Genomic DNA, 23,495 nt, shown 5'->3' with positions numbered 1-23,495 from the left:
ACCAGTGCGCTGGCCGTGTTGGGCGCATGGCTTCACCGAAGTCATACCAGTGGTCCAGGTGGCCCGTCCCCGGGCCTTAATGCGTCAGCCCTGATATGTCAGGGCCAGTCGGCGCGGGTGAAGCGGATCGGCGCCCGCACGAGCTGAAGGCAATCGGTAGAGGTCCAGTCTTTCCCCGGAATTTCCCGCGGCTGCGCTGCCGCCTCCTGCTGTGGATCCGGGCATGTGGTTTCCGAAGAACTGTCTGTTGAGCTGTTCATTTTTCCCCCTTGGCAAGCTCGTGTGCCAACACTAGGAGCCTGTTCAGGCGGACGGAAGAGGGTTTGTCCAGTTACCGGATAAACTGCGCAAATCTTGAGGGTCCTACTGCTCCACCCATCTAGTTGAAGGTCAGGACAAGCTGGGGCGCCGCCGTGCTGCCGGCTTCCTTGGAGTTGAGGGTCAGCCCGTCGGTACTGGCGGTGTCGATCCCCAGTGACAGCTGCTGGCCGGGCTCGCCGGCCAGGCCGCTGACGGCCAGCGGAACGCTGTAGCCGGTGTTGATCGCCGTGGGTCCAAGGGTGCCGAGGACGGTGCCCAGTGCCGGCCTGTTGTTATAAGTGATGCCGCCCTCGGTCCAGCTGTCATCAGCCACGAGCTTGACGTTCTGTTTGCCCGTGGACGCATTGGCGGCGCTCTGCAGCTTGAGCGTGGCACTTTGCAGGGTCCTGCCCGCGTAGGGCGACAGGTCGAATTTCAGGTACGCCACCTCCACCGGGCTGTTGTCCACGGCCAGCGTGGTGCCCGCGCCGTAGTTCGTGCCCGTAGCCCCGCTGTTGACGTAGCTGTCGGCAGTGGCCGTGAGCGTGACGGTCTGCGTGCCTCCGCCACCGGCGGAAGCCGTGGTGAAGGTCCAGGTCTTGTCAGACGCGAGCGCGTTGCCGGCAGCATCCTTCACGCCGCTGGAACCGCCCTTGATCGTTGCCGTATACGTCGTACCGGCCGCCAGATCCGCACTGGGGTTCAGCGTCGCCACATTGCCCGTGCTGCTGTACGTCACGGTGGCCGGTACCGTCGTCGTGCCTGCCTGCAGCGTGAACGTGCTCGAAGTGATCGTCGAGCCATTCATCGCTTCCGAGAAAGTTCCGGTCACGTTGGTTGTCACGGCGACGCCGGTCGCACCGCTGGCCGGGGTTGTGCCCGTCACCGTCGGGGCCGTCGTGTCACTGGTCCCGCCGCCAGTGCTGGGATCGAAGTAGTGCCAGTAGCGGCTCGTGGCGTTGACATCGGCCAGCACCAGCAGGCCGCTGTTGGCCGTGCCCCGCGCCGCGCTGTTGAGGTTTTGCTTGGTCGACGTCACGTTGTGGACGTACTGGTCGGCGTCGACGATCCTGGCGGTCTTCGCGCTGGTGAAGTTGATGTTGTCCAGCGGGGTGGACTTTTCGTAGATCGCGCCGCCCGAACTGGTACAGACACCGGCGTTCGTTGTGCCGCTGGGTTTGGGATAGGTGGCGAAGGTGCGCAGCATCTGCGTGCTCTCGTCAACCAGGACGATCACCCGGTTGGGGCACTCCGACACCGGCGCGATCGTGTGCGCTGCCCACGTGGTCCCACTCAGGGCCAGCAGCTGGATGAGGGGCTGGGCCGACGACGTGAATGACGTCTTGACGGCGGCGAATACCCGGCCGCCGGAGGAGTCAAGCCACTTCAGGTTCATGTGGTCATCGCCGCTGCGCAGCCCCGACACCGCAGCCACCGGAGTGCTCCAGGCGGTGCTGGATGCGCCATCGGTGTGGTAGCTCCAGTACATGCCGTCGGTGGCGTCACCAACCTGGCGGCTCCACATCACGCCCATCTTGCCGGGGCCGAAGGCGATCACGGCCGATGTGTCGTCCACGGACACGTTGCTCATCGACGAAGGATGCTGGAACGGCGTGCCCCAGGTTTGGCCATCCGTGCCGGTGACGTTCAGCCAAATCCTGTTGCCCTGCTGCCATGTGGCCCACAGCCGACCGGTGGAGTCCTTGTCGATGGTCAGGACCTCAACCTTGTAGTTGTTGATGGTTGACGAACCCAGCGACGTGTACTTCTTCGTGCCCGCGTCGTAGCTGTAACGCCGCAGCGTCGTGGGAAAGTTTGGTTCCGCGGGCAGGCCGTCGTTGACGAACCGGTAGCTCGCCACGAACAGCGTCGTCCCGTCCCATAGCACGTCATGGTGGGTGTTGGCCCGCGTCTCGGCCACAACACCCGTATCCGCCCACGAGTTTGTCGCGGAGTTGAACCGGAAGATATGGAAACTCAGGCTGGACGTATCCCAGAGAACCCCCCACCAGGTTCCATCGTTGAACCACAACGTGCTGGTGGCCCGCTTGGTGCCGGTTGGTGTTCCAGTACCGGAGTGGGAGGGGCCCTGAACCCCGACATCGCCGGTGGCGGCTGACGCCGTACCCGGTACCACCAGGGCGGCCAGTGCAAGGATCAGTGCTGCCAGCAGAGCCGGGAGCCGGGACTTGCGGGCTCCGCTGCGGACGTCCCGGTGGAGAATTGGATGGTCCTGCATTGTTGCTCCCGGAATTGCGCAGATGAAAGCCCAGTCCCCAGGTGCGTTCAGTGTCAGCCGCCAGTGCACCAAAAGCAATCCCTAATTTGTTGGCGCGACAGAAACCCCTAATTCCGGATCCATATCCCCTAACTGCTGCTACCCGGCCTTGGCCAGGAGCGACTGCATCTGGGTGGCGGAGTCACTCCCCAGGGCCGGGGTGTAGACCACGATGTGCAGGTCCGGCCGGTCGGATGGGGAGACCTGGTGGTGCTCAAGTTGGAGGACACCCACTGCGGGGTGGTGGAACAGGCGCTCGCGGGATTCGAAGCCCAGGATGTCGTAGCGGTCCCATCCCACCCGGAACTCCGGACTCGCCTCCTTGAGCCGTTCCACCTGGTACTGGATGTCCGGGTCGCCCAGGCGCTGCCCTGTTTCGGCCCGGAACTCGGCAAGGAAGCGTTTGCTGGTGGTCTCCCAGTCCGGGAGCAGGTCCCGCACGTAGGGGTCCGTGAACACCAGCCACAGAAGGTTGCGGTCCGCCGGGGCCACTGTGGCGATGTTCGGATACAGCGCAGCGTAAGCCTTGTTCCACCCGGCCACGCCCCAATCGGGAAACAGCGCGAATGACGGGTTGGGGTCCAGGGCATCCAGGAGGCGCTGGATGTGCGGCGGCGCGGCATCGGCGGCAGGGCTGGCCGGTGCTGCTGACGCATAGCCACCGAGTGACAGGACGTAGCCGAGGCCGGTCGCCGAAAGGTGCAGGGCCCGGCTGACGGCTTCCAGCACCTGCCGGGAGGGGCTGATGTCCCTGCCCTGCTCCAGCCACGTGTACCAGGTGACACTCACTCCGGACAGGAAAGCGACCTCCTCGCGCCGCAGCCCCCGCTCACGGGAGCGGCCTATGGGCGGCAGGCCGTAGTCGGCCCGCAGCGCCTGGTCCCTGCGGGCGCGCAGGAACAAGCCAAGTTCTTTGCGGCGTCCGGGTTCATTCACCTGAAAATACTATTACTCTGGTACTCCTACTACTAGTAGCAGGAGCGTCTTCCGCGGCTCGCCCGGAGCGGACAGGATGGTAAACATGCCTGCACTTCGCTCTAAAACAGTCACCCACGGCCGCAACATGGCCGGAGCCCGCGCACTGCTGCGCGCCTCCGGCGTCGCCAACTCGGATATCGGCAAGCCGATCATCGCCGTGGCCAACTCCTTCACCGAGTTCGTACCCGGCCACACCCACCTTGCTCCCGTGGGCCGGATCGTCTCCGACGCGATCCTCGCCGCTGGCGCCGTGCCGCGCGAGTTCAACACCATCGCCGTGGACGACGGCATCGCCATGGGCCACTCCGGCATGCTCTACTCGCTGCCGTCCCGCGACCTGATCGCCGACTCCGTGGAGTACATGGTGAACGCGCACTGCGCCGACGCCCTGGTCTGCATCTCCAACTGCGACAAGATCACCCCCGGCATGCTCATGGCCGCCCTGCGCCTGAACATCCCCGTAGTGTTCGTCTCCGGCGGCCCCATGGAGGCCGGCCGCGTGACCCTGACCGACGGGTCCGTGCGCTCCCTGGACCTGGTGAACGCGATTGCCGACGCCGTGGATGAGTCGATCTCCGATGAAGACATCAACCTCATCGAAGAGAACGCCTGCCCCACCTGCGGGTCCTGCTCCGGCATGTTCACCGCCAACTCCATGAACTGCCTCACCGAGGCCATCGGCCTGTCCCTGCCGGGCAACGGCTCCGTGCTGGCCACCCACACCGCACGCAAGGCGCTGTATGAGAAGGCTGGTGCCACCGTCGTCGAGCTGGTGAAGCGCTACTACGACGGCGACGACGACTCCGTGCTGCCGCGCTCCATCGCCACAGCCAAGGCCTTCGACAACGCCATGGCCCTGGACATCTCCATGGGCGGCTCCACCAACACCATCCTGCACCTGCTGGCCGCGGCCCAGGAGGCGGGCGTGGACTACGGCCTGGCCGAGATGGACGCCAAGTCCCGCCAGGTGCCCTGCCTGGCCAAGGTGGCCCCGAACGTGGCCAAGGACAAGACCTATTACATGGAGGATGTGCACCGCGCCGGCGGCATCCCCGCCCTGCTGGGCGAACTGAACCGCGGCGGGCTCCTGCACAAGGACGTCCATTCGGTGCACTCCGCCGACCTGGACGGCTGGCTGGACGACTGGGACATCCGTGGCGGCAAGGCCACCGAGGAAGCGAAGGCCCTGTGGCACGCAGCTCCCGGCGGCGTCCGCTCCTCCACCGCGTTCTCCCAGTCGAACGAGTGGACCTCCCTGGACACCGACGCGGCAGGTGGCTGCATCCGCTCCGTGGAGCACGCCTACTCCAAGGACGGCGGCCTCGCAGTGCTCCGCGGCAACGTGGCCGTCGACGGCGCCGTGGTGAAGACCGCCGGCGTGGACGAGTCCATCTGGATGTTCTCGGGCCCTGCCGTGGTGTGCGAATCCCAGGACGAAGCCGTGGAAAAGATCCTGAACAAGACCGTCAAGGAAGGCGACGTGGTGGTCATCCGCTACGAAGGCCCCCGGGGCGGCCCGGGCATGCAGGAAATGCTCTACCCGACGTCCTTCCTCAAGGGCCGCGGCCTTGGCAAGAAGTGCGCCCTCATCACGGACGGCCGCTTCTCCGGCGGCACCTCCGGCCTGTCGATCGGGCACATCTCCCCGGAGGCTGCCTCCGGCGGCGCCATTGCCCTGGTGGAGGACGGCGACATCATCAGCATAGACATCAGCCAGCGTTCAATGCAGTTGGAGGTCTCCGACGAGATCCTCGCCGAACGCCGCGAAAAACTCGAAGTCAACGGCGGGTACAAGCCCAAGGACCGGGACCGCCTGGTGTCCGCGGCGCTGCGGGCTTACGCCGCCATGGCGCTGTCCGCGGACAAGGGCGCCGTCCGGGACGTGTCCCTGCTGGAGCGGTAACAGCGCGTCAGGCGCAGCGCGGCGGCTTGCCACGGAAAGAGGCCAAAGGCCCCGTCCCCCCGTGCTGCGCCTGACGGTACCCTTTTCCCATGGTGCAGGGAATGGCTGATTACGGCGCGGAAGGCATCCTGCTCGCCGGAGCCGGGCGGGCGATCCTGCTGCAACTGGCCAATCCTGCGATCGGCAGCGGAGTGGCGGAGCACAGCACCTTCACCCAGCGCCCCGTCAACAGGCTCAAGGGCACCCTGACGTACGTGTACGCCGTCGTGTACGGCAATGAGGAACAACTCAAAGAGGTCCGCCGCAGGGTGAACCGTGCCCATGTACCGGTGCGCCGGCCGGCCGACGGGTCCTCTGCCGGGTACAACGCCTACGATCCCGAGCTGCAGCTCTGGGTGGTCGCCACGCTCTACGACACAGCAGTCACCATCATCGAAAAAATCTACGGACCGCTCGACGACGACTCAGCCGATGCGATGTACCAGGACTATGCGCGGATTGGCACAGCCCTGCAGCTCCCGGCGGGCATGTGGCCCAAGGACCGGGCGGCCTTCGCCCGGTATTGGGAGGAACAAATCTCCAGGCTGCAAGCGGAGGACGCCGGCGTGCGCGTCGGACGCGGCCTGCTGTTTCCTAAGCACACGCCCCTTTGGTACCGCGCCATCATGCCTCCGGCCAGGTTCCTCACCGCCGGGCTCCTTCCGTACCACGTGCGGGTGGACTTCGGGCTTCCCTGGAGCGACCTGCACGCCCGTCGGTTCGACCGGACCATGCGGATCCTGTCGGTGGCCTACCCCAGATTGCCGCGCGGCATCAGGCACTGGTTCAAGGATTACTGCCTTGCCGAGCTCGACAAGGACCTGGCGAGGTAAGGGGGTCTGGTGTAACCAGGTTCAGCGGGGCCCTCGCTAGGCCGTCCGAGGCCCGGTTTGATGGAAACCATGGCGACGAACACCACCGCAACCAATACCGGCCTGCGATCCCCCAGCGGGCAACACCCTGCCCACTGGGGAGGCGTCTTTGCCATGTCGCTGTGCGTTTTTGCGCTGATCGCCTCCGAATTCATGCCGGTCAGCCTGCTCACGCCGATGGCAGCAGACCTCCAGGTCTCGGAGGGGATGGTGGGGCAGGGAATCGCCATCTCCGGCCTGTTCGCCGTCCTGACCAGCCTGTTGGTGTCCACGCTGGCTGGCGGAATGAACCGCAAGACCCTCCTTTTGGGCCTGACGGCCGTGATGGCTGTCTCGGGAGCCGTTGTGGCCCTGGCGCCGGGATACCTCCTCTTCATGGTCGGCCGTTCCCTCATCGGCGTGGTGATCGGTGGCTTCTGGTCCATGTCCGCAGCGACCGCAATGCGGCTGGTCCCGGCACACCAGGTTTCGCGTGCCCTGGCGGTCTTTAACGGCGGCAATGCCCTTGCCACAGTCCTGGCGGCGCCGCTGGGCAGCTACGTGGGCTCCGTCATTGGCTGGCGCGGCGCGTTCCTTTGCCTGGTGCCGGTGGCCCTGCTGGCCCTGGTGTGGCAGTGGATCAGCCTCCCCGCCATGAAGGTCGAACGAGGCACGGCGGCACCACAAAGCGTCTTCCGGATTTTCGCCGGTTTCAGGAGCCGGAATGTCGCGTGGGGGATGGCGGCGTGCGGGTCCTTTTTCATGGGGCAGTTCGTCCTGTTTACCTATGTCCGCCCGTTCCTGGAGACGGTGACGCATGTGGACGTGGCCACCGTGCCGCTGGTTCTGCTGGTCATCGGTGTTGCCGGCTTTGCGGGTACCGTCCTCATCGGCCGTTTCCTCAAGAAGGGGCTGTACCGGACGCTGCTCTTCATTCCAACTCTCATGGCCGTCATCGCGGCGGTACTTGTTCCCGCTGGCGGCTCGATCGCCGCCGTCGTGCTTCTCCTGGGTCTGTGGGGCCTGCTGTCTACCGCCGCGCCCATGGGCTGGTGGAGTTGGGTGGCGGCGGCCATGCCTCACAACGCGGAGGCGGGTGGTGGGCTCATGGTCGCCGTGGTCCAGACCTCGATTGCCGGAGGGTCGACCCTGGGCGGCGTGCTGTTCGACGCCGCCGGGTACGGCGGCACCTTCCTGGTGAGCGCCGCGATTCTTGCGGCCTCCGTTGTCCTGACCTTCGTGACCTCCCGGGCCAACATGCAGGCAACATGAGTCACCAACGGATACACCAATAACAGGAGGAGAACATGAAATACACCAAGAGCGGCGGCCAGACCGGAGCCGGGCCCGCCGAATGGTTCACCGGGACGGTCCAGATCGACGGGATCCGGAACCCCGACGAACAATCAGCTATCGGCTGCGCGCACGTCCGGTTCGCCCCCGGTGCCCGCACGGCCTGGCACTACCACCCCAAGGGCCAGACCCTTTACGTCACGGACGGCATCGGGCTGGTCGCCCGGCGCGGCGGGGATATCCAGGAAATCCGCCCCGGCGACGTGGTTTACATCGAGCCGGGAGAGGAACACTGGCACGGGGCCGCCCCGGACCGTTTCATGGCGCACATCGCGGTGCAGGAAGCCGACGGAAACGGGCAGGTGGTGACTTGGCTCGACCACGTCACCGATGCGGAATACGGAGCCTGACCAGCCCAGCCACAGAAGAAGGTGGGCGGACGACGGCGGGAGGTTCCGCCGTCGTCCGCCCACCTACCTTGTGTGACAGGTCAGTCCTCGTACGTGTTCGCGATGTAGACATCGCATGGGGCGTTGTGCGCCACGCTGTTGGCGACGCTGCCCAGGAGGCGGCCGATGCCGCGCATCCTCCGGTTGCCCACAACGATCACCCGGGCGTCCAGGCGGATGGCTTCCTTGATGAGGGAATCGGCAGGCTTGCCCCGGGCGGCGAAGTGGGTGATCTGCACGCCCGGGTGGGACGCGGCAAGGGACTTCGCCACCATTTCCGAGCTGTCCGCGTTGGAAATCCTGACCTTGTCTGATCCCACGCCGAAGGTTTCGGCGTTCTCGGCTTCGAAGGCGGTCACCACATGGAGCGATGCCCCCAGCGACTCCGCCAGACCCAGGGCTACTTCCGCAGCCTTCCGTGCCGACGGGCTGGCATCCACGCCCACAACGACTACATTGCCCATTTACTTGCTCCTTCGTCTCGTCCTGGCAGAAAACGTTCACTTGCCAGTCTAGGGAGTACGCGGCTGGAGCCCCGGCCAAGCACACGGTCCCTGAACGCCGGTTCATTCATGAGACTGGTGGTCCGCGCCAATCGGTATGCTGGCCGGAGGACTGCACCCGGAATCTATGTCAGCTTTCCCGGCACGGCCCGCGAGGCGCTCGGTTTCTACGCGGAAATTTTTGGGGGCCGGCTGTCGCTGCATACGAATGAGGAGTTTGGCCGGACCGGCGGTGCGCCGGATGCCATCGCCCACGGGCAGCTCACGGGTCCTGTCGCCTTGGCCGGTTCCGATACCCCGGCAGGTGGCAAGAGCGCCCGGTTCGAAGGCGTGATGCTCTCATTGCTGGGCGCGGCCGAACCTGCAATTCTGCATGAGTGGTTCAACAAACTCAGCTACGGCGGCAGGGTGGTGTACCCCTTGGCCCCGACGCCATGGGGCGCCTCCGACGGCCAGGTCATCGACCGCTATGGGCTCCACTGGCTGGTCGGCTATGAACCCGGCGGCGACGCCCCCGCAGCCTCCTAGCTGCGCACGGGCGCCTGCGCCGCTGCCACGATGTTCTCCGTTGCAGCCCAGGAGGCCAGTAGCTTGAGGGCTTCCTCGGAGGGGCTGCCGGGAGTGGCGGGATAGACGGTAAGGGTGTGCCCCGGGTCCTCTTCCAGGCCGAGGACCTGGTAGTTCAGTTCGAGGAGCCCCACCACGGGGTGCTGGAAGAACTTGGTGCCCGCGTAGTGGCGCCGGACGTTGTGCGCGGCCCAGAGCGTGCGGAACTCGTCGCTGCGCATTGACAGTTCGCCAACGAGTTCGGCGATCCCCTTGTCGTGCGGATTCCGTCCCGCTTCCCGGCGCAGGATGGCCACGTTGGTTTTCGCTGCCCGGTCCCAGTCCGTGTAGAAATTGTGGGCGCGCGGGTCAAGGAAGATGAATTTGGAGTGGTTGGCCGGCCGCGACGGGGTACGGTACATGTCCGAGTACAGGGCGTAGCCCAGGGTGTTGGCGGCCACGATATCCAGCCGGTTGTTGCCGATGAACGCAGGCGCCCCGGTGATGGTGTCCAGGAGGTACTGCAGCTCGGGCCGCACCCGTGACGGGGTGGAACCGGCTGCGCCCGCGGCACGCTTGCGGTCCGAGGTGTTGGCTGCCCTGGCCAGGTCGTAGAGGTGGTCGTGCTCCGCCCGGTCCAGCTCCAGGGCACCGGCGATGGCGTCCAGGACGCTGTCCGAGACCCCGCTGAGGTTTCCCCGTTCCAGGCGCGTGTAGTAGTCCACGCTGACGCCGGCCAGCCGGGCCACTTCCTCACGCCGAAGCCCGGGCACACGCCGCCGGCCGCCGTACGGTTCGATTCCCGCCTGCTCGGGGCTGATGCGCCCGCGGCGGGAGGACAGGAACTGTCGGACCTCGGCTCGGTTATCCATGAGGAACACGTTACGACGAATCCAGGATCCCTAAGGAGGTACTGCCAGAACCACCGAAGAAGTCACCGGCCAAGGGTAGGACTCCCAAGACCAGTTACAGCAGGGCCTCGCTAAACCGGCTCGTTTCCGGGTTTGATGTCATTCGGCCCGGGTAGCATTTCAAACATCCCCCAACAGACCACAGGAGAACCATGACCACCGTCAAGGCTTACGCATCCCCGTCCGCCACCGAGGACCTGGTTGCAACCACCATCGAACGCCGCGCCGTCGGCCCCCGCGACGTCCTGATCGAGATCAAGTTTGCCGGCATCTGCCACTCCGACATCCACACCGTCCGCGGCGACTGGGGTCCGCAGCAGTACCCGCTGGTCCCCGGCCACGAGATCGCCGGCATCGTCACCGAAGTAGGCGCCAAGGTCACCCGCCACAAGGTGGGCGACCGCGTCGGCGTCGGCTGCATGGTCAACTCCTGCAAGGAGTGCGTCAACTGCCAGAAGGGCGAGGAGCAGTACTGCCTGAAGGGCAACGTGGGCACGTACGGGGCCGTGGACCGCGACGGGACCATCACCCAGGGCGGGTACTCCACCCACGTCGTCGTCACCGAGGACTTCGTGGTGACCATCCCCGAGGGCCTGGACCTCGACGTGGCCGCGCCCCTGCTGTGCGCCGGCATCACCACCTACTCACCGCTGCACCACTGGGGAGCCGGCCCCGGCAAGAAGGTCGCCGTCGTCGGCCTCGGCGGGCTGGGCCACATGGCCGTCAAGATTGCCCATGCGATGGGTGCAGAGGTGACGGTCCTGTCGCAGTCCCTGAAGAAGCAGGAAGACGGCCTTCGCCTGGGTGCCGACCGCTACTACGCCACCAGCGACGAGAACACCTTCGCCGAACTCGCCGGTCACTTCGACCTGATCATCAACACGGTCAGCGCCTCGATCGACATCAGCTCCTACCTGCAGCTGCTGAAGCTCGACGGCGCACTGGTGAATGTGGGCGCCCCCGCCGAGCCGCTCCCGGTCAACGCCTTCGCCCTGATCGGCGGCCGCCGGTCCTTCGCCGGTTCCATGATCGGCGGCATCCGCGAGACCCAGGAAATGCTCAACTTCTGCGCCGAGCACGGTATCGGCGCCGAGATCGAGGTCATCCCGGCGGAGAAGATCAACGACGCCTACGAGCGCGTGCTGGCTTCCGACGTCCGGTACCGCTTCGTGATCGACACCGCCACGCTCTGAGTCGTGTGGCGTTGCGCGGCGGGCTGCTCCGAAAGGCGCGGCCCGCCGTCGGGCTTTAAGTCGGGCTTTAAGTCGGGTTTTAAGGAGAACGTCCGACGGCGGCCCAGGCCTTAGGGCCGAAGGCTCGCCAGGATGGAGGCGGCCGGGCCCTCGACGGTGCTCCGGTAGCCGACGCCGGCCCACAGGTTCAGCCAGTCCGGATCCCCGGCGGCTGCCGCCGCGGCCCGCAGGGGAGTGGTGAGGTGGTGGATCTCCGGGTACCCGCGGGGCGCGTCGCCGTCGTGGCGGCGCATGAATTCGTTCAGCAGCCCGCGGGCGTTGCGGCCGGAGAAGGAATGGGTCACCTCAGTGGTGGTGAACCGGTCCGGCGCTGCCAGCGCGGCCCGGTGGGCCGCCTTGGTTCCGGCCTCATCGGCGCGCAGGAACGCCGTACCCGCCTGGACGGCCACGGCACCGACGGCGAGGGCGGCCCGGCTATCGGCTGCCGTGGTGATCCCGCCGGCCGCAATCAGGGGCACTTCAAGGTCCCGCAGTTCCTCCAGGATCCCGTGCAGGCCAACCTCGGGGGAAGCGCCTGCGGCATCGAACGTTCCACGGTGGCCCCCGGCCTCGGGGCCCTGGACGCACAGTGCATCGGCCCCGGCCTCCAGTGCCTGCAGGGCTTCCCCGCGGCCTGTCACCGTGGCAACCACGCAGATGCCCCGTTCCCGGAGGGCCGCAATGACCGCTGCGTCGGGAATGTCGAAGGTGAAGGAAACCACCGCCGGGGCCAGGTCCAGCAGGACTTCGACCTTGTTGTCCCAGTCGTCGTCGTCATGCCTGGGCTCGCCGAGGCTGACGCCGAAGCGCTCAGCATCCGGTTCGAGCGTGCGTGCATACTGCTGCAGCGCTTCGGCGCTGATGACCGATGGCTGGGGGACGAACAGGTTGACGCCGAACGGCGCCCCCGTCAGGGCCCGGACGGCTTCGATCTCGGCCTTCGTGGCGGCAGCCGTCTTATAGCCGGCCGCAAGGAAACCGAGCCCGCCGCCGGCGCTGACTGCCGCGGCGAGGGCCGGCGTCGACGGGCCACCGGCCATCGGAGCCTGGATGACGGGCAGGGCCAGGGACTCGAGACTGAACCGACTGGATTTCCGCTGGATAGTCATGGGTCCCTTTCTGGCTGGCTGCGCATACCTGACGAATGCTACGCCGTTCCGCGCTGCCGGGCGTCAGCCGGCTTCGACCAGGAGCTTGAGGTTCTCGAGGGTCTGCTGGCGCGCGCGTTCCTGCATGCGCTCGATAATGACTTCGTCCGCCAACTTGCCGATCGCACTGCCGGGCACGTTGTAGTCGATCTCGGCCGTGACGAGGGTGGTGCCGTTCCCGGCGGGATCGTAGTCCCACGTCTGCTTTCCCTTGAGCGGGCCTTCGAATTCGATGCGGAACCGCTGCCCGCCGGCCGCCGTCGTTTCCTGCCCGGTCACCCGGGTGGTGACGTGGAACGGAACGCCCGCCATGAGGTACTTGTGTTCGACGACGGTTCCCACTCCGCCGTCGCCCTCGATCTTCTCGGCCTCGCCCAGGTTGACCCACCAGGCGGCCCAGTGCGTAGGGTCTGACGCGATCTCTACGACACGCTCCACCGGCGCATCGATCGGCATGCTCACCTTGATATGGCCCATTGGATTCTCCTTTTGCGACGGTCAGGCCCCCCCGGCTTGTCCTGCGCCGCGTCGGGCGCGGCTGGCGGGCCTTGCTATCGAGGCTATAAGCGCCGGATCAGCGCCAGACAGGGACCAAAGCCCCATAGGTCGCAAGGCCAAAGAGAAGGGGAGCGGATGACGGCGGGAAAGTCCCGCCGTCATCCGCTCCCCTTCTGAGGCGGGGCCGCCTAGACGGAAGCCAGTGCGTGGTCCTCGCCCCGCACGCTCAGCGTGAACGTGTTGGGACCGCTGCAGGTGACGGCGATGCGGCAGTTGGTGGTGTTGTGGCGGGCTGAAAGGGCGCTGACCGCGGAGTCAAGGGTCTCGTGCAGTGCGGCCCTGTCCCAGATCTTCAGGGATACGGATTTGGCAGTGTCAAACGTCATTGTTCAGTACTTTCCTACATCGGTCCGGCGATCCGCGCCGGGGTTCGGCCTGTCCGCGCTCCGGGGCGTCGGTGGGCTGTGGCTCACCGGTGGGCCTCGTTGCGTCACCAGGATGTCAAGGCGGAGATTCCCGCCCTCCATTCCATAGTGCCCAAACCGGAGGGGCTGGCCCAGCCGAAAAGCGTTTTATTGCGAGTGAGTCTCATCACGTGTGACCGGCGCCACAGCGCTTCTTTGCGGCGCCTTGCCTACTCGTCAAAGTGGGTGGTGATGTGCTCTTCCCCTGAAATGGACGTGATCACCGTGGCCGCCACATCCCGGAGTTTGACGTTTCGGGTGCTGGAGGCCCTGGTCAGGATGCTGAAGGCTGTATCCCGGTCGCACCGGTTTTGCGCCATGACGGCGCCCACGGCCATGTCGATCACGGTCCGGGAATGCATGGCAGCCGACAGGTCATTCCGGGCGTCACTGAGCTGGGTGATCCGGAGGATGAGGCGCAGTGAGCTCGCTGCCTGCCCGGCGAAGGCCTCCGCCGAGGTGATGTCCTCCCCGGAAAACCCGTGGCTGCACCCGGAATACAGGTTCAGGACGGCCTCGGCGTCGCCGGCAAGGTCCAAGGGGACGGCAAGAATGGAGGCGACGCCGTGGTCCACGGCGGTCTGGACGTAGGGTGCCCACCGGCTTTCCGCGGTGAGGTCCGGGACCAGGATGGTGGTCCGGTGCCGGAGTGCCGTGAGGCACGGACCGTCGCCGAAGCCGTTCTGCAATTCATCCAAGGCTCTGGCGGCGGCATCGCTGGCGGCCACGGCCTCGGGCTTCTTGCGCCTCAGCACCGTGACACCCGCGTGGATGCTGTTTCCCGGAACGGACAACCGGGCGGCAGCGAGCAGGGCCAGTTCAGCGAGGAAGCCCTTAATGTCGGGGTTCTCCAGCACCATCTGCTGGAAGGAATGCACCGGGTCCGTGTCCGCCGCTTGAGCCAGGCCGTCCGGCTCCTGCGCCTGTCCATCGTTTCCGGTCATCGGTCGTCGTCTCCGGCCAGTTCCGTCATGGCGGTCTTGATCAGGCCTACCTGCGCTGCAGGAAGGCGCAGCGCTTCATTGAGGTAGGCGTCCAGGGACACCTCGTCAACATCCCCGCCGATTCCGTAGTAATACGTCCACAGCTTCATGAGCGGGAAGTCGGCGTCACGGAAACGCTCCGCCGCTCCATGGCGTTCCTCGTCGGCCTCCAGTTGCTGGTCCGGGCCACGGGTCCAATCTGCGGTCATGCCTGCGCGCCGCAGTTCTGTGTGGATGTGGTGGGTGCGTTCTTCATGGGCCGTCCGGCCTCGATCCTTTGTTACGCCTGGGGGCGTTTCCCCTGGCTTGCGGCCTCCGCTCTCAGCGCGGGCGGCCCCTGCATTCAACCTCCGGATCAGTCACTATCCCGAAATCTCCTACCTCTGACAGTACGCCCCCGCGGTTTATTCCGGTACAGGCTGGGGGTGATTGGCCGGGTACAAACAGCCATTGTCCTGGCTGCCGACAGTAGGATGAACCCATGCCAAATGCCGATAACGAGTCCGTCCTTCTCCTCCAGGAAATCCTCGTGGGGGCCGGGAACGCGCTGGAATTCCTGTCCGGCCTCTCAGGGTTGGCTGCCGCGGCAGTGTCCGAAGCTGCCGGGGACGACATCGAATGCGCCGTCACCCTGAAGCTCCGCCGGCGGCCGGCCACCGTCGCCGCGAGCAGTGCGCGGGCACTGGAACTCGACAACCTGGAACAGGCCCTGGGCGACGGGCCCTGTATCCGGGCGCTGCGGGAGATGACCCCTGTCCTCATCGATGATGTCGCCAAGGATTCGAGGTGGCGGACCTACTGCCGGCAGCTGACGGAACGGAACGTCCACAGTACTTTGGGAGTGCCGCTGGAAATTACCGCCGATGCCAGCGCGGCGCTGAACTTTTTCGCCACCAGCACTGGAGTGTTCACCGCGGACGTGTACGACAAGGCGATTGGCTTCGCCGCCGCCGCCCACAACGCGCTGCATCTTTCGGTGCGCATCAACAACGCCCAGAACCGGGCGGACGACCTGGAAGCGGCCCTGGAGAGCAGGACCGCCATCAACCTGGCCTGCGGGGTGATCATGGCCCAGAACCGCTGCTCCCAGGAGGAGGCCATGGCTATCCTCACGAAGGTGTCCAGCAACCGGAACCGCAAGCTGCGGGACGTCGCCAGGGAACTGATCGAGCAGCTCTCCGGCTCCGGCATCAAGACCCACTTCGACGCGTAGCCACCGTTCCAGCCGGCGGGGTTGGGCGGACGGTTGTGGTCAGCCGGCCGGCAGGACGGACACGACGGCGGCGCCGGACTGGTTGCGGATGTCCCAGCAGTTGCCGCGGCCTACGACGTCGTAGTCCTGGCCGCCGGCAGCCTCCAGCACCAGGGCGGTGCCGTCGTCGATGGCGACGGCGCGTTCCACGAGCCGCGCAGCCACCGCGCCCACCGCGCGGCTTAGTGTGCCCGCCTGTGCGGCGTGCACATCCACGGCGAACGGGGCGAGCCCCAAGCCATCACGGAGGTCCACGGCATCAAGGCCTTCGGAGCACTCTTCGCCGCACACCTCCACCCCGTTGATCCGGTAGCCGCCGATCAGTGCCCTTTCGGCCGCAACCATGGCCCCTGCGGAGAACCCGAGGTAGGGGGCTCCGGCGGTAACCAGCCGCCGGATTGCCGGGCCCGCCTGGTGCAGCCCTGACCAGTAGGCCGGAGTGAGACCGCCGCCCACCACCAAGGCATCCACGCGGTCGAACATTGCCGGGTCAGCGGGCACGCCTGCCTCAAGGAGCACCGGGGCAATTTCGCAGGTGATCCTTGCCTGGAGGGGCTGCGTGTAGGCGGCCAGGAGATCCGGCGCTCCAGCGCCGGTGCCATGCACCGCGACCGCGATCCTTGCCGGACGTCCCGGCCCGATGCGACGGGAGGCGTCCGCCGCGAACCGGTCAAAGACGTCGGGAAAGCCGGCAGGATCCGGCCCGGCGCCGGCCAGGTAGATGCTCATGGGATCAAACTACCGGCGGCCAAACCGTTGACACGGCAGTTGCCCGACGAATATGAACAGATCTGGCGGCAACCTGCCGCCCGCATAGCCGGCGTTCCCGCTGAAGGTTAGGAAGGCATTGCCATGACAGTCATCAGTACGGATAAGAACCCTGAGGCCCTGAGCCTTACCCTCGTTGCCGAGTTCGAGGCCGGCGCGGAGCGCGTCTGGCAGCTCTTCGAGGACCCGCGGCAGCTGGAGCGCTGGTGGGGTCCGCCCACCTATCCGGCCACGTTCTACAAGCACGAATTCGTGCCCGGTGGCCAAGCCAGCTACTACATGACAAGTCCGCAGGGGGAGAAATCGCACGGCTGGTGGGAGTTCACCAGCATCGACGCGCCGCATCGGCTCGAATTCAACGACGGCTTCGCCGACAGCGACGGCAAACCCACCGGTGACTTGGGCATCAGCCATGCGACGGTGAGCCTGGAACCGCTGGGGGAGCGGACGCGCATGACCATGCTGTCGACCTTCGAGTCCGAGGAACAGCTGGAACAAATTATGGCCATGGGTATGGAAGAAGGCCTGAGGGAGGCAGTGGGCCAGATGGACGGTATCCTCGCCGGGCGCTGACCCGCCTGGGCGTTGATTGGCGCGGCAAGCTTCTGAATACTGGACCAGGGGCAACGCGATCGGTGGTGGCAGGAGTGGGCAGCGGGGCAAGTGATTTCCGGAAGCGACTGGAGCGGGCGGCGGAGGTCCGCTCGTACCGGGGTGCGGGCATCAGCGCCGAAGAGGAAGCCGCCCTGGATGCCCTTGAGGAGAAGGAACGCGGGAAGCGCAGGAAGGTCAGCGATGCTGCCCGCGCCGAATACCTCGTGCGGGACGCCATGGCGCAGGGCAAGTTCGACAACCTCAAGTACGCCGGCAAGCCAATTCCCGGACTTGGCGAGTCTTATGACCCCGACTGGTGGGTCAAGGGCCTTATCCAGCGGGAGAACATCAGTGGTCTGGGACCCGCGGCCATCCTCTTGCGCACGGAGGACGCTGGGCTCGACGCCAAGCTTGACGCGCAGTACACCGAGCAGCAGGTCCGCGACATCCTGGCGGACTTCAACCGGCGTGTGATCGACGCCCGCCGGCAGCTCCAGGGCGGTCCGCCGGTCATCACCAAGACCCGGGACGTGGAGGGGGACGTGGAGCGCTGGCGGCAGCGCCGGGCGGCACGCACTCCGGAGCCAGCCCGGGAACCGGAGCCCGAGCGGTCGTGGTGGCAGCGGCTGTGGAAGGGGACGGGCTAAGGGCCGCTACGGCTTGGGACTGGGTGACGGGTTCGGCCCGATCATCGAAGCCGGAGGCGGCGGGAAGGCTCCGGCAGGATAGAGCGGAGCGACCTTAAGCATGTAGTTGGCCCACTGCGGGCCGGCGATCATATAGCCATCAAGGCGGGGGTAGAACGTACCGTTGATGGTCACGTTCTGCCCGGACCGCTTCTGGCCTTCAAGTGCGTCGCCGAAGAAGGACGCCGTGACGATTCCCGTCGTATAGCCCACCACCCAGGTGGACCCGTTGTTGTTGGACGTTCCGGTCTTGGCCGCCGTCGGCACCTTGTCATGGACCTTGGGGTTGATCCAGACGCCCGAGCCCTTCTTCAAAACATCCTGCAGTACCGAGTTCACCCCGCGGGCCACGTCCGGTTTGACGGCGTCGCGGCATTCCGGGGCCTGTGCCGGCAGCTTTCCGCCGCTGGCATCCCTGACTTCCAGGATGGCGATCGGGGCACAGAAACGGCCGTCGGTGGCGAAGGTGGCAAAGGCATTGGCCAGGTTGAGCGGGGAGACCCCGGTGCCGCCCAGGAGGTTGCCCAGCTGGTGCATGTTGATGGGGGCGCCGTCGAGGCCGCTGTGAAGTCCAACGGCATCCACCATCTTCTGGATGCCGCAGAAGTCCAGCTGCGCCGCTGATGCGAACGTGGCGGTGTTGATCGAGTTGTAGAGGCCGTAGTTGACCGGCATGGGCCGGTAGAAGCCGTCCTCGGCGTTCTGCAGGTCATCGGCGGCGCCCAGGGTCGGATTATTCTGTGCAGTGCTGTACGCCCCCAACACCTTGCCGCAGCTGTCCCGCCAGGGGAAGCCCAAGGGATAAACCCGGCGCGAGGCGTCCACCTCCGCCGTCAGCGTCTTGCCCTCGTTCAGCCACTCCGCGAATGTGAACGGCTTCATGGTGGACCCCGGCTGGAACCCGCCGGCCCCATTCAGGTCGTTGCCCTGGGCGTCCTTCGCATCCACGTTGAAGTTCAGGTTTGTGTCGAACTTGCCCGGCTCCGGCAGGAAGACGGTGTTCTGTGCCATGGCCAGGATCCTGCCGCTGCCCGGCTGCACCGTCACCAGCGACGCTGCCCACCGGTCCGGGTTGGCCCCGGCTGTCCCGTCCACCTGGGCCTGCGCTGCTGCCTGGAGCCTGCTGTCCAGGGTGGTGACGATCGTGAGGCCGCCGCGGTACAGCTTCCGCTCCCGCTCAATGTCGCTTTGCCCGTAGGCGGGGTTGTTCAGGATGAGGTGGGAGACGTAGTCGCAGAAGTACGGCGCCATCGCCGCGTACGCACAACCCTGCCTCTCAGGCGTGATCTTGAGTTCGATCGGTGCGGCCACGGCCTCGTCGTGCTGGGCCTGGGTGATCTTGTGCAGCCGCAGCATCTCCGACAGGACCTGGTTGCGGCGCACGATCGACTTATCCGGATTGGTCTCCGGGTTGTAGAAGGTGGGGCTGTTGACCAGCCCGGCCAGCAGCGCGGCCTGGGGAAGGGTGAGATCCTTCGCGGTGGTGCTGAAGAAGTAATGGGCTGCCGCTTCGATCCCGTACGCGTTGCTGTTGAAGAACACGATGTTCAAGTAGCCCTCAAGGATCTGGTCCTTGGTGTACTTCTTCTCCAGCGTGATGGCGAGCTTCATCTCCCGCAACTTGTCGCCCATGTTCTTTTGGCCGCTGAGGACCACTTCATCCGGCCTGTCCTGCGAGAGCTGGGCTTCGTTCAGGACATTGGTGACATATTGCTGGGTAATGGTGGACGCGCCCTGTTGCCCGCCCTTGGTCAGGTTGGAGACCACCGCACGCAGGATGCCCTGGGGATCCACGCCGGCATGCTCGTAGAACCTGCTGTCCTCGATGGCCACGATGGCGTCCTTGATGAAGGGTGACATCTGGTCCAGCGGTACCCGCACCCGGTTCTCGGCATAGAAGGTGGCGATCGGCTGGCCGTCTGAGGTGAGGACTTTGGTGGCTTGCGACGGCGGTTGCACGGTCAGTTCCGCCGGCAGGTTGTCGAAAAAGCCGATGGAGGTGCTGACCCCAAGGCCCGCCGCCGCGACCGCCGGCACAACGAGGCTGGCCGCCAGCACGCCGCACATCACGCTCGCTGCGAGGAACCCCACGAGCCGTCCCACGACGGCCCCGAACCCGCGCCTGGGCTTGCTCTTCTTCGCCATCTCCAGCCCCCGTACTCGGCAGGTGTGAACAGGATACGCCGCCCACCGGGGGCCTTCCAGACGCCGAAAGGTCAGGATTTGGTCACGCCGAACCGTTGACGAGCGATAGTTACCGACATATCGTTAACTATCGCTGACGACAGCAGCGGACTCTTACGAAGAAGGGAAGATGCCACCATGAAAGGCATATTTGACGAAAAACAGCCCGGCCCGGAATTCGGCAAAGGCCGCTTCCAGCGGGGGAGGGGGCGCAAAGGGCCGCACGGACACCGCGGGCCCGGCTTCGGTCCGGGTTTCGGCCCCGGCTTTGGTCCGGGGTTCGGACCTGGATTTGGTCCCGGGTTCGGCCCGGGCTTCGGCCGCGGGGGCCGCCGTGCGAGCCGGGGCGACGTCCGTGCCGCGATCCTCTCGCTCCTGGCTGAGTCGCCGTCCAACGGTTACGGACTGATCAAGACCATCGCCGAAAAGACCGGCGGCATGTGGCGGCCCAGCCCGGGATCGATATATCCCACCCTCCAGCAGCTGGTGGATGAGGGGCTGATTGAGGCGCTCAGTGAAGGCCGCGGGACGGAGTTCGCGCTCACGGATGCGGGCAAGGCTTACGTGGCCGAGCATGGCGATGAAATGGAGAATGCGTGGAATGCCGAGCCGGACAGCTCGGACCGGGATTTCCACCAGAGCATCGCCAAGCTGATGGGTGCAATCCACCAGTTCCGTGCGGGTGTCACCGAGGAACAGCGCGCCGCTGCCATCGAGAAGATGGATGAGACGCGCCGCGCCCTCTACAAGATCCTTGCGGACTGAGGGCAGCTGCCGGCCGGGGCCGCGCTACGCGAAGGAGTCTTCCTTGGCATGCAGCTCCTGGCCGGCGGTGGCGGGGGCCGGTGCAGGCTTGTGGGGTGCCGCGTGGCCCAGCGGGTTGAAGCCGGCGCCCATCTCGCCGAAGGCGTAGGCGGTCTCGGCGTGCTCGGACAGGTCCACCCCGGCGGTCTCCGCCTCCTGGCTGACACGGAAGCCCACGGTCTTGTTGATAACCCGGGCAATGACCGCGGTGCCGACGCCTGACAGCAGGAGGGTGATAACGACGGCGGCCGTCTGGGCGATCAGCTGCTGCACCCCGCCGCCGTAGAAGAGTCCGCCGCCCTGGCCGTTCACGGGGAGGGCGATGAAGCCGAGCGAAAGCGTACCGATGAGGCCGGCGCCCAGGTGGACACCGACGACGTCGAGGGAATCGTCCAGGCCAAAGCGGTACTTGAGGTCGACAAACACGGCGCACGCCGCACCGGCCACCAGGCCCAGGCCGATGGCGGCCACCGGGCTGATGTTTGCGCAGGACGGGGTGATGGCCACCAGGCCGGCGACGACACCCGATGCGGCGCCCAGCGAGGTGGGGTGTCCGTGGCGGACCTTCTCGGTGACCAGCCAGCTGAGCATGGCCGCGGCCGGGGCGACGAGGGTGTTGATCCAGATCAGGCCGGCCTGCTCCGCGCTCGTTGCAGCACCGCCGTTGAAGCCGAACCAACCAAACCACAGGATTGCTGCGCCCAGCATGATGAAGGGCAGGTTGTGCGGGCGGTGGTTGGGGTCCTTGGCGAAGCCGTGGCGCTGGCCCACGATGACGGCCAGGACCAGGGCTGCGGTTCCGGAACTGATTTCGACTACCGCGCCGCCGGCGAAGTCGATGACCTGGCCGAAGATTGCCGTGACGGCACCTCCTGCGCTCATCAGCCCGCCGCCCCAGATCATGTAGGCCAAGGGGCAGTAGATGACGGTAATCCAGACCGGCACGAACAGGGCCCAGGCGCTGAACTTCGCGCGGTCGGCGATGGCGCCGCTGATGAGTGCCACCGTGATGATGGCGAACGTGGCGCTGTAGCCGGCCTTGAGGAGATCGGGGGAGCCCATGAGGTTCTGCAACCCGAAACTGGTGAAGGGGTTGCCGAAGAGACCGAGCACGCCGTCGCCGGTGGTCATGGAGTAGCCGTAAAGGACCCACACCACGCCAACGATGCCGGCCGAGATGAAGCTCATCATGATCATGTTGAGCGCAGCCTTGGCGCGGGTCATGCCGCCGTAGAAGAGGCCCAGCCCGGGGGTCATCAGCAGTACCATCGCGGCTGAAATCATCAGCCAGACCTGTTGGGCAGTGATCTCCACCGGTAGTCCCTTCGCAACGTGAACTCGACTTAGGGCCCGACTGGCCCCTGGCATTTCCCCCGCGGTCTATTTTTCGGGGGCCGTGTTTCAGCCAATGCCGCTTAAAGTTGCGGTCACGTTACACAAATGGGGTCTGCGTGAAGTTCGCGTGTCAGCTATGTTTCGGGAATGTAAACCGGTGCCCACCCGGCTTCCGCTGCCATAGCTCCCGCCCCGCAAAATCCCCCGGAATCGCAGGGCAGGCGCCGCGCCCATGGTGAGAACCGCCGTCGCACGCCCTTTCCCCCATGTTTCGGAGCCATGAACGGCGGCTCACGCGCTCAGAAACGGCGGGCGTTCGCCAGGACCGGCAGCTTGGCCCGCACTTCCTCAACTACCGCCGGATCGATGTCGACGACGGCGAGTTCGGGTTTGCCGCCGAGCGCCACCACGGCGGAGCCCAAGGGAGTGATGACGGCACTGTGGCCGATCCCGGTGGGTGCCGTCCCGGCGGGTCCGGCGCCGACGGTTTCGGGATCGCCCTGGCCGCAGGCGACCACGAAGGTGGTGCTGTCCAGTGCCCGCGCGCGCACCAGCAGGTCCCACTGCTCCGCCTTGCCTTCGCCGGCGCCCCACGAAGCGCACACGATATTCACCTGCGCACCGGCGTTGGCGTTGGCGGTAAAGAGGGCAGGAAAGCGGACGTCGTAGCAGGTAGCCAGGCCGAAGACCGTGCCATCGAGCTCGAACGTTACGGGCGCGGTTCCGGCGTCCACCGTCCTGGATTCCGTGAAGCCGAAGGCGTCAAAAAGGTGGACCTTGTCGTAGGACGTGTCCAGCCCCGGGCCCGTCACCAGCAGCGTGTTGCGGACGCGGCCGTCATTCCCGGGGGTGAACATCCCGGCCACGATCGCGATATCCAGGTCCTTCGCTATCCGGCGCACCTCGCTGGCCCAGGGGCCGTCCAGGGGCTCGGCGATGTCTTTCAGGGAATGGCCGAACGCACGCATTGTGGCCTCGGGAAAGACCACCAGCTGTGCTCCGGCATTCTTGGCCTGGGCAGCGTAATCCCATACGAGCCCAAGGTTCGCTGAGGTGTCGGCGCTGCTGATGATTTGCGCGACTGCAATGCGCATGGAAGATCTCCGATCTCTGGGCGGCGGAAGAAGGCGCCCGGGCCATGGCCGGACCCGGGCGCCTGGGATGCTTCGGTAAAGCTACTGCCGGTAGCCTTCAACTTCGCTGACGGGCCGTGCCTCGGCGTCGTTCGGGTTCTCGCCCGAGTCCTTCTTCGCCCGGCGCTGGCGCAGCAGGTCCCAGCACTGGTCCAGGCTTTCCTCCACGTGCCGGAGCCGCGCCTGGTCAGGCACTCCACCCTCACCGGTGCCGTCGCGGAGGGAGTGCTCTTCCTCCACCAGGGCCTGGATGCGCGTCAAAATATCCTCATCATTCATGGCTTTCCCTTCCTCCGGTCCGGTCCCCTTCAGCGTACGTAGTAGGTGCTGAAGCCACCAGCCCCCGCGCGGTACCATCAACTT

At 66.1% G+C, this 23,495-nt stretch carries 25 protein-coding genes; 10 read left to right on the top strand and 15 right to left on the bottom strand.

Going from position 1 to position 23,495, the window contains the following annotated elements; translation table 11 throughout:
* Positions 1 to 98: 98 nt before the first annotated feature.
* The 3 genes from K4G53_RS00420 to K4G53_RS00410 form a co-directional block, all read right to left on the bottom strand.
* Positions 99 to 260, bottom strand: coding sequence for a hypothetical protein (locus tag K4G53_RS00420; protein ID WP_221383521.1), 162 nt, complete (start codon positions 258 to 260; stop codon positions 99 to 101).
* 119 nt (positions 261 to 379) lie between these two features.
* Positions 380 to 2,539 carry an Ig-like domain-containing protein gene (locus K4G53_RS00415; RefSeq protein ID WP_260322959.1) on the bottom strand — a complete coding sequence of 720 codons (2,160 nt, stop codon included), beginning with the start codon at positions 2,537 to 2,539 and terminating at the stop codon, positions 380 to 382.
* 138 nt (positions 2,540 to 2,677) lie between these two features.
* Positions 2,678 to 3,514, bottom strand: a complete 837-nt coding sequence (locus tag K4G53_RS00410) for a helix-turn-helix transcriptional regulator (protein WP_221383520.1) — start codon at positions 3,512 to 3,514, stop codon at positions 2,678 to 2,680.
* A gap of 85 nt (positions 3,515 to 3,599) precedes the next feature.
* Here K4G53_RS00410 and ilvD point away from each other — a divergent pair, with 85 nt between their 5' ends.
* From ilvD to K4G53_RS00390, 4 genes are all read left to right on the top strand, one after another.
* The gene (ilvD, locus tag K4G53_RS00405; protein WP_221383519.1) at positions 3,600 to 5,459 is read left to right on the top strand and encodes a dihydroxy-acid dehydratase; all 1,860 of its coding nucleotides are present in this window, start codon (positions 3,600 to 3,602) and stop codon (positions 5,457 to 5,459) included.
* 89 nt (positions 5,460 to 5,548) lie between these two features.
* Positions 5,549 to 6,331 (top strand): oxygenase MpaB family protein, encoded by a 783-nt coding sequence (locus K4G53_RS00400; protein ID WP_221383518.1) that lies wholly within the window; start codon positions 5,549 to 5,551, stop codon positions 6,329 to 6,331.
* A gap of 69 nt (positions 6,332 to 6,400) precedes the next feature.
* The gene (locus tag K4G53_RS00395) at positions 6,401 to 7,621 is read left to right on the top strand and encodes an MFS transporter (RefSeq protein ID WP_221383517.1); all 1,221 of its coding nucleotides are present in this window, start codon (positions 6,401 to 6,403) and stop codon (positions 7,619 to 7,621) included.
* A gap of 35 nt (positions 7,622 to 7,656) precedes the next feature.
* Positions 7,657 to 8,052: a cupin domain-containing protein gene (locus tag K4G53_RS00390; RefSeq protein ID WP_221383516.1), complete on the top strand. Its 396-nt coding sequence runs from the start codon at positions 7,657 to 7,659 to the stop codon at positions 8,050 to 8,052.
* An 80-nt stretch (positions 8,053 to 8,132) separates the two neighbouring features.
* Here the strand turns inward: K4G53_RS00390 and K4G53_RS00385 are convergent, their stop codons facing one another.
* Complete coding sequence (locus tag K4G53_RS00385) at positions 8,133 to 8,555, bottom strand: universal stress protein (protein ID WP_221383515.1); 423 nt, start codon at positions 8,553 to 8,555, stop codon at positions 8,133 to 8,135.
* A 108-nt stretch (positions 8,556 to 8,663) separates the two neighbouring features.
* Between K4G53_RS00385 and K4G53_RS00380 the strand changes: the two genes are divergently transcribed.
* Positions 8,664 to 9,122, top strand: coding sequence for a VOC family protein (locus K4G53_RS00380; protein WP_221383514.1), 459 nt, complete (start codon positions 8,664 to 8,666; stop codon positions 9,120 to 9,122).
* On the opposite strand, the gene K4G53_RS00375 is transcribed toward K4G53_RS00380, so the two are convergent.
* The gene (locus K4G53_RS00375) at positions 9,119 to 10,012 is read right to left on the bottom strand and encodes a helix-turn-helix transcriptional regulator (protein ID WP_221383513.1); all 894 of its coding nucleotides are present in this window, start codon (positions 10,010 to 10,012) and stop codon (positions 9,119 to 9,121) included. The genes K4G53_RS00380 and K4G53_RS00375 overlap by 4 nt on opposite strands.
* Positions 10,013 to 10,203: 191 nt before the next feature.
* Between K4G53_RS00375 and K4G53_RS00370 the strand changes: the two genes are divergently transcribed.
* The gene (locus K4G53_RS00370; RefSeq protein WP_221383512.1) at positions 10,204 to 11,244 is read left to right on the top strand and encodes an NAD(P)-dependent alcohol dehydrogenase; all 1,041 of its coding nucleotides are present in this window, start codon (positions 10,204 to 10,206) and stop codon (positions 11,242 to 11,244) included.
* A gap of 110 nt (positions 11,245 to 11,354) precedes the next feature.
* On the opposite strand, the gene K4G53_RS00365 is transcribed toward K4G53_RS00370, so the two are convergent.
* The 5 genes from K4G53_RS00365 to K4G53_RS00345 form a co-directional block, all read right to left on the bottom strand.
* Positions 11,355 to 12,392 carry a nitronate monooxygenase gene (locus tag K4G53_RS00365; RefSeq protein WP_221383511.1) on the bottom strand — a complete coding sequence of 346 codons (1,038 nt, stop codon included), beginning with the start codon at positions 12,390 to 12,392 and terminating at the stop codon, positions 11,355 to 11,357.
* A gap of 63 nt (positions 12,393 to 12,455) precedes the next feature.
* Complete coding sequence (locus K4G53_RS00360) at positions 12,456 to 12,908, bottom strand: SRPBCC family protein (RefSeq protein ID WP_221383510.1); 453 nt, start codon at positions 12,906 to 12,908, stop codon at positions 12,456 to 12,458.
* Positions 12,909 to 13,117: 209 nt separating this feature from the next.
* Positions 13,118 to 13,315 carry a hypothetical protein gene (locus tag K4G53_RS00355; protein ID WP_221383509.1) on the bottom strand — a complete coding sequence of 66 codons (198 nt, stop codon included), beginning with the start codon at positions 13,313 to 13,315 and terminating at the stop codon, positions 13,118 to 13,120.
* A 248-nt stretch (positions 13,316 to 13,563) separates the two neighbouring features.
* On the bottom strand, positions 13,564 to 14,337 hold the full coding sequence (locus tag K4G53_RS00350; protein ID WP_221383508.1) for a GAF and ANTAR domain-containing protein: 774 nt from the start codon (positions 14,335 to 14,337) through the stop codon (positions 13,564 to 13,566).
* A complete protein-coding gene (locus K4G53_RS00345; protein WP_221383507.1) occupies positions 14,334 to 14,585 on the bottom strand; it encodes a hypothetical protein in 252 nt (83 codons plus the stop codon). Before K4G53_RS00345 ends, K4G53_RS00350 begins: the two co-directional genes overlap by 4 nt.
* Positions 14,586 to 14,857: 272 nt before the next feature.
* On the opposite strand from K4G53_RS00345, the gene K4G53_RS00340 reads away from it, so the two are divergent.
* Entirely contained in the window at positions 14,858 to 15,589 is a 732-nt protein-coding gene (locus K4G53_RS00340) for a GAF and ANTAR domain-containing protein (RefSeq protein WP_221383506.1), read from the top strand.
* A 39-nt stretch (positions 15,590 to 15,628) separates the two neighbouring features.
* On the opposite strand, the gene K4G53_RS00335 is transcribed toward K4G53_RS00340, so the two are convergent.
* Positions 15,629 to 16,357: a Type 1 glutamine amidotransferase-like domain-containing protein gene (locus tag K4G53_RS00335; RefSeq protein WP_221383505.1), complete on the bottom strand. Its 729-nt coding sequence runs from the start codon at positions 16,355 to 16,357 to the stop codon at positions 15,629 to 15,631.
* A gap of 123 nt (positions 16,358 to 16,480) precedes the next feature.
* Here K4G53_RS00335 and K4G53_RS00330 point away from each other — a divergent pair, with 123 nt between their 5' ends.
* Positions 16,481 to 16,969, top strand: coding sequence for an SRPBCC domain-containing protein (locus tag K4G53_RS00330; RefSeq protein ID WP_221383504.1), 489 nt, complete (start codon positions 16,481 to 16,483; stop codon positions 16,967 to 16,969).
* Positions 16,970 to 17,043: 74 nt separating this feature from the next.
* A complete protein-coding gene (locus K4G53_RS00325; RefSeq protein ID WP_221383503.1) occupies positions 17,044 to 17,637 on the top strand; it encodes a DUF1992 domain-containing protein in 594 nt (197 codons plus the stop codon).
* A 6-nt stretch (positions 17,638 to 17,643) separates the two neighbouring features.
* On the opposite strand, the gene K4G53_RS00320 is transcribed toward K4G53_RS00325, so the two are convergent.
* The gene (locus tag K4G53_RS00320; protein ID WP_221383502.1) at positions 17,644 to 19,821 is read right to left on the bottom strand and encodes a transglycosylase domain-containing protein; all 2,178 of its coding nucleotides are present in this window, start codon (positions 19,819 to 19,821) and stop codon (positions 17,644 to 17,646) included.
* A gap of 177 nt (positions 19,822 to 19,998) precedes the next feature.
* Between K4G53_RS00320 and K4G53_RS00315 the strand changes: the two genes are divergently transcribed.
* Positions 19,999 to 20,625 (top strand): PadR family transcriptional regulator, encoded by a 627-nt coding sequence (locus K4G53_RS00315; RefSeq protein ID WP_221383501.1) that lies wholly within the window; start codon positions 19,999 to 20,001, stop codon positions 20,623 to 20,625.
* A 24-nt stretch (positions 20,626 to 20,649) separates the two neighbouring features.
* Here the strand turns inward: K4G53_RS00315 and K4G53_RS00310 are convergent, their stop codons facing one another.
* The 3 genes from K4G53_RS00310 to K4G53_RS00300 form a co-directional block, all read right to left on the bottom strand.
* Complete coding sequence (locus K4G53_RS00310) at positions 20,650 to 21,978, bottom strand: ammonium transporter (protein WP_221383500.1); 1,329 nt, start codon at positions 21,976 to 21,978, stop codon at positions 20,650 to 20,652.
* A 320-nt stretch (positions 21,979 to 22,298) separates the two neighbouring features.
* On the bottom strand, positions 22,299 to 23,093 hold the full coding sequence (locus K4G53_RS00305; protein ID WP_221383499.1) for a carbon-nitrogen hydrolase family protein: 795 nt from the start codon (positions 23,091 to 23,093) through the stop codon (positions 22,299 to 22,301).
* An 81-nt stretch (positions 23,094 to 23,174) separates the two neighbouring features.
* Entirely contained in the window at positions 23,175 to 23,411 is a 237-nt protein-coding gene (locus tag K4G53_RS00300; RefSeq protein WP_221383498.1) for a DUF2630 family protein, read from the bottom strand.
* Positions 23,412 to 23,495 lie beyond the last annotated feature (84 nt).

The organism is Arthrobacter sp. MAHUQ-56 (assembly GCF_019710585.1).
Classification (GTDB): domain Bacteria; phylum Actinomycetota; class Actinomycetes; order Actinomycetales; family Micrococcaceae; genus Arthrobacter.
The sequence above is the reverse complement of the archived record's forward strand: the minus strand, read 5'-3'. Positions and strand labels throughout refer to the sequence as shown.

Bases quoted from the DNA above. Each gene is read 5' to 3' on its own strand.
- ilvD (WP_221383519.1), top strand. From the start codon at position 3,600: ATGCCTGCACTTCGCTCTAAAACAGTCACCCACGGCCGCAACATGGCC.
- K4G53_RS00335 (WP_221383505.1), bottom strand. From the start codon at position 16,357: ATGAGCATCTACCTGGCCGGCGCCGGGCCGGATCCTGCCGGCTTTCCC.
- K4G53_RS00320 (WP_221383502.1), bottom strand. From the start codon at position 19,821: ATGGCGAAGAAGAGCAAGCCCAGGCGCGGGTTCGGGGCCGTCGTGGGA.
- K4G53_RS00420 (WP_221383521.1), bottom strand. From the start codon at position 260: ATGAACAGCTCAACAGACAGTTCTTCGGAAACCACATGCCCGGATCCA.
- K4G53_RS00345 (WP_221383507.1), bottom strand. From the start codon at position 14,585: ATGACCGCAGATTGGACCCGTGGCCCGGACCAGCAACTGGAGGCCGAC.
- K4G53_RS00370 (WP_221383512.1), top strand. From the start codon at position 10,204: ATGACCACCGTCAAGGCTTACGCATCCCCGTCCGCCACCGAGGACCTG.
- K4G53_RS00415 (WP_260322959.1), bottom strand. From the start codon at position 2,539: ATGCAGGACCATCCAATTCTCCACCGGGACGTCCGCAGCGGAGCCCGC.
- K4G53_RS00300 (WP_221383498.1), bottom strand. From the start codon at position 23,411: ATGAATGATGAGGATATTTTGACGCGCATCCAGGCCCTGGTGGAGGAA.
- K4G53_RS00340 (WP_221383506.1), top strand. From the start codon at position 14,858: ATGCCAAATGCCGATAACGAGTCCGTCCTTCTCCTCCAGGAAATCCTC.
- K4G53_RS00380 (WP_221383514.1), top strand. From the start codon at position 8,664: ATGAGACTGGTGGTCCGCGCCAATCGGTATGCTGGCCGGAGGACTGCA.
- K4G53_RS00355 (WP_221383509.1), bottom strand. From the start codon at position 13,315: ATGACGTTTGACACTGCCAAATCCGTATCCCTGAAGATCTGGGACAGG.
- K4G53_RS00385 (WP_221383515.1), bottom strand. From the start codon at position 8,555: ATGGGCAATGTAGTCGTTGTGGGCGTGGATGCCAGCCCGTCGGCACGG.
- K4G53_RS00305 (WP_221383499.1), bottom strand. From the start codon at position 23,093: ATGCGCATTGCAGTCGCGCAAATCATCAGCAGCGCCGACACCTCAGCG.
- K4G53_RS00360 (WP_221383510.1), bottom strand. From the start codon at position 12,908: ATGGGCCATATCAAGGTGAGCATGCCGATCGATGCGCCGGTGGAGCGT.
- K4G53_RS00315 (WP_221383501.1), top strand. From the start codon at position 19,999: ATGAAAGGCATATTTGACGAAAAACAGCCCGGCCCGGAATTCGGCAAA.
- K4G53_RS00400 (WP_221383518.1), top strand. From the start codon at position 5,549: ATGGTGCAGGGAATGGCTGATTACGGCGCGGAAGGCATCCTGCTCGCC.
- K4G53_RS00375 (WP_221383513.1), bottom strand. From the start codon at position 10,012: ATGGATAACCGAGCCGAGGTCCGACAGTTCCTGTCCTCCCGCCGCGGG.
- K4G53_RS00365 (WP_221383511.1), bottom strand. From the start codon at position 12,392: ATGACTATCCAGCGGAAATCCAGTCGGTTCAGTCTCGAGTCCCTGGCC.
- K4G53_RS00350 (WP_221383508.1), bottom strand. From the start codon at position 14,337: ATGACCGGAAACGATGGACAGGCGCAGGAGCCGGACGGCCTGGCTCAA.
- K4G53_RS00330 (WP_221383504.1), top strand. From the start codon at position 16,481: ATGACAGTCATCAGTACGGATAAGAACCCTGAGGCCCTGAGCCTTACC.
- K4G53_RS00395 (WP_221383517.1), top strand. From the start codon at position 6,401: ATGGCGACGAACACCACCGCAACCAATACCGGCCTGCGATCCCCCAGC.
- K4G53_RS00390 (WP_221383516.1), top strand. From the start codon at position 7,657: ATGAAATACACCAAGAGCGGCGGCCAGACCGGAGCCGGGCCCGCCGAA.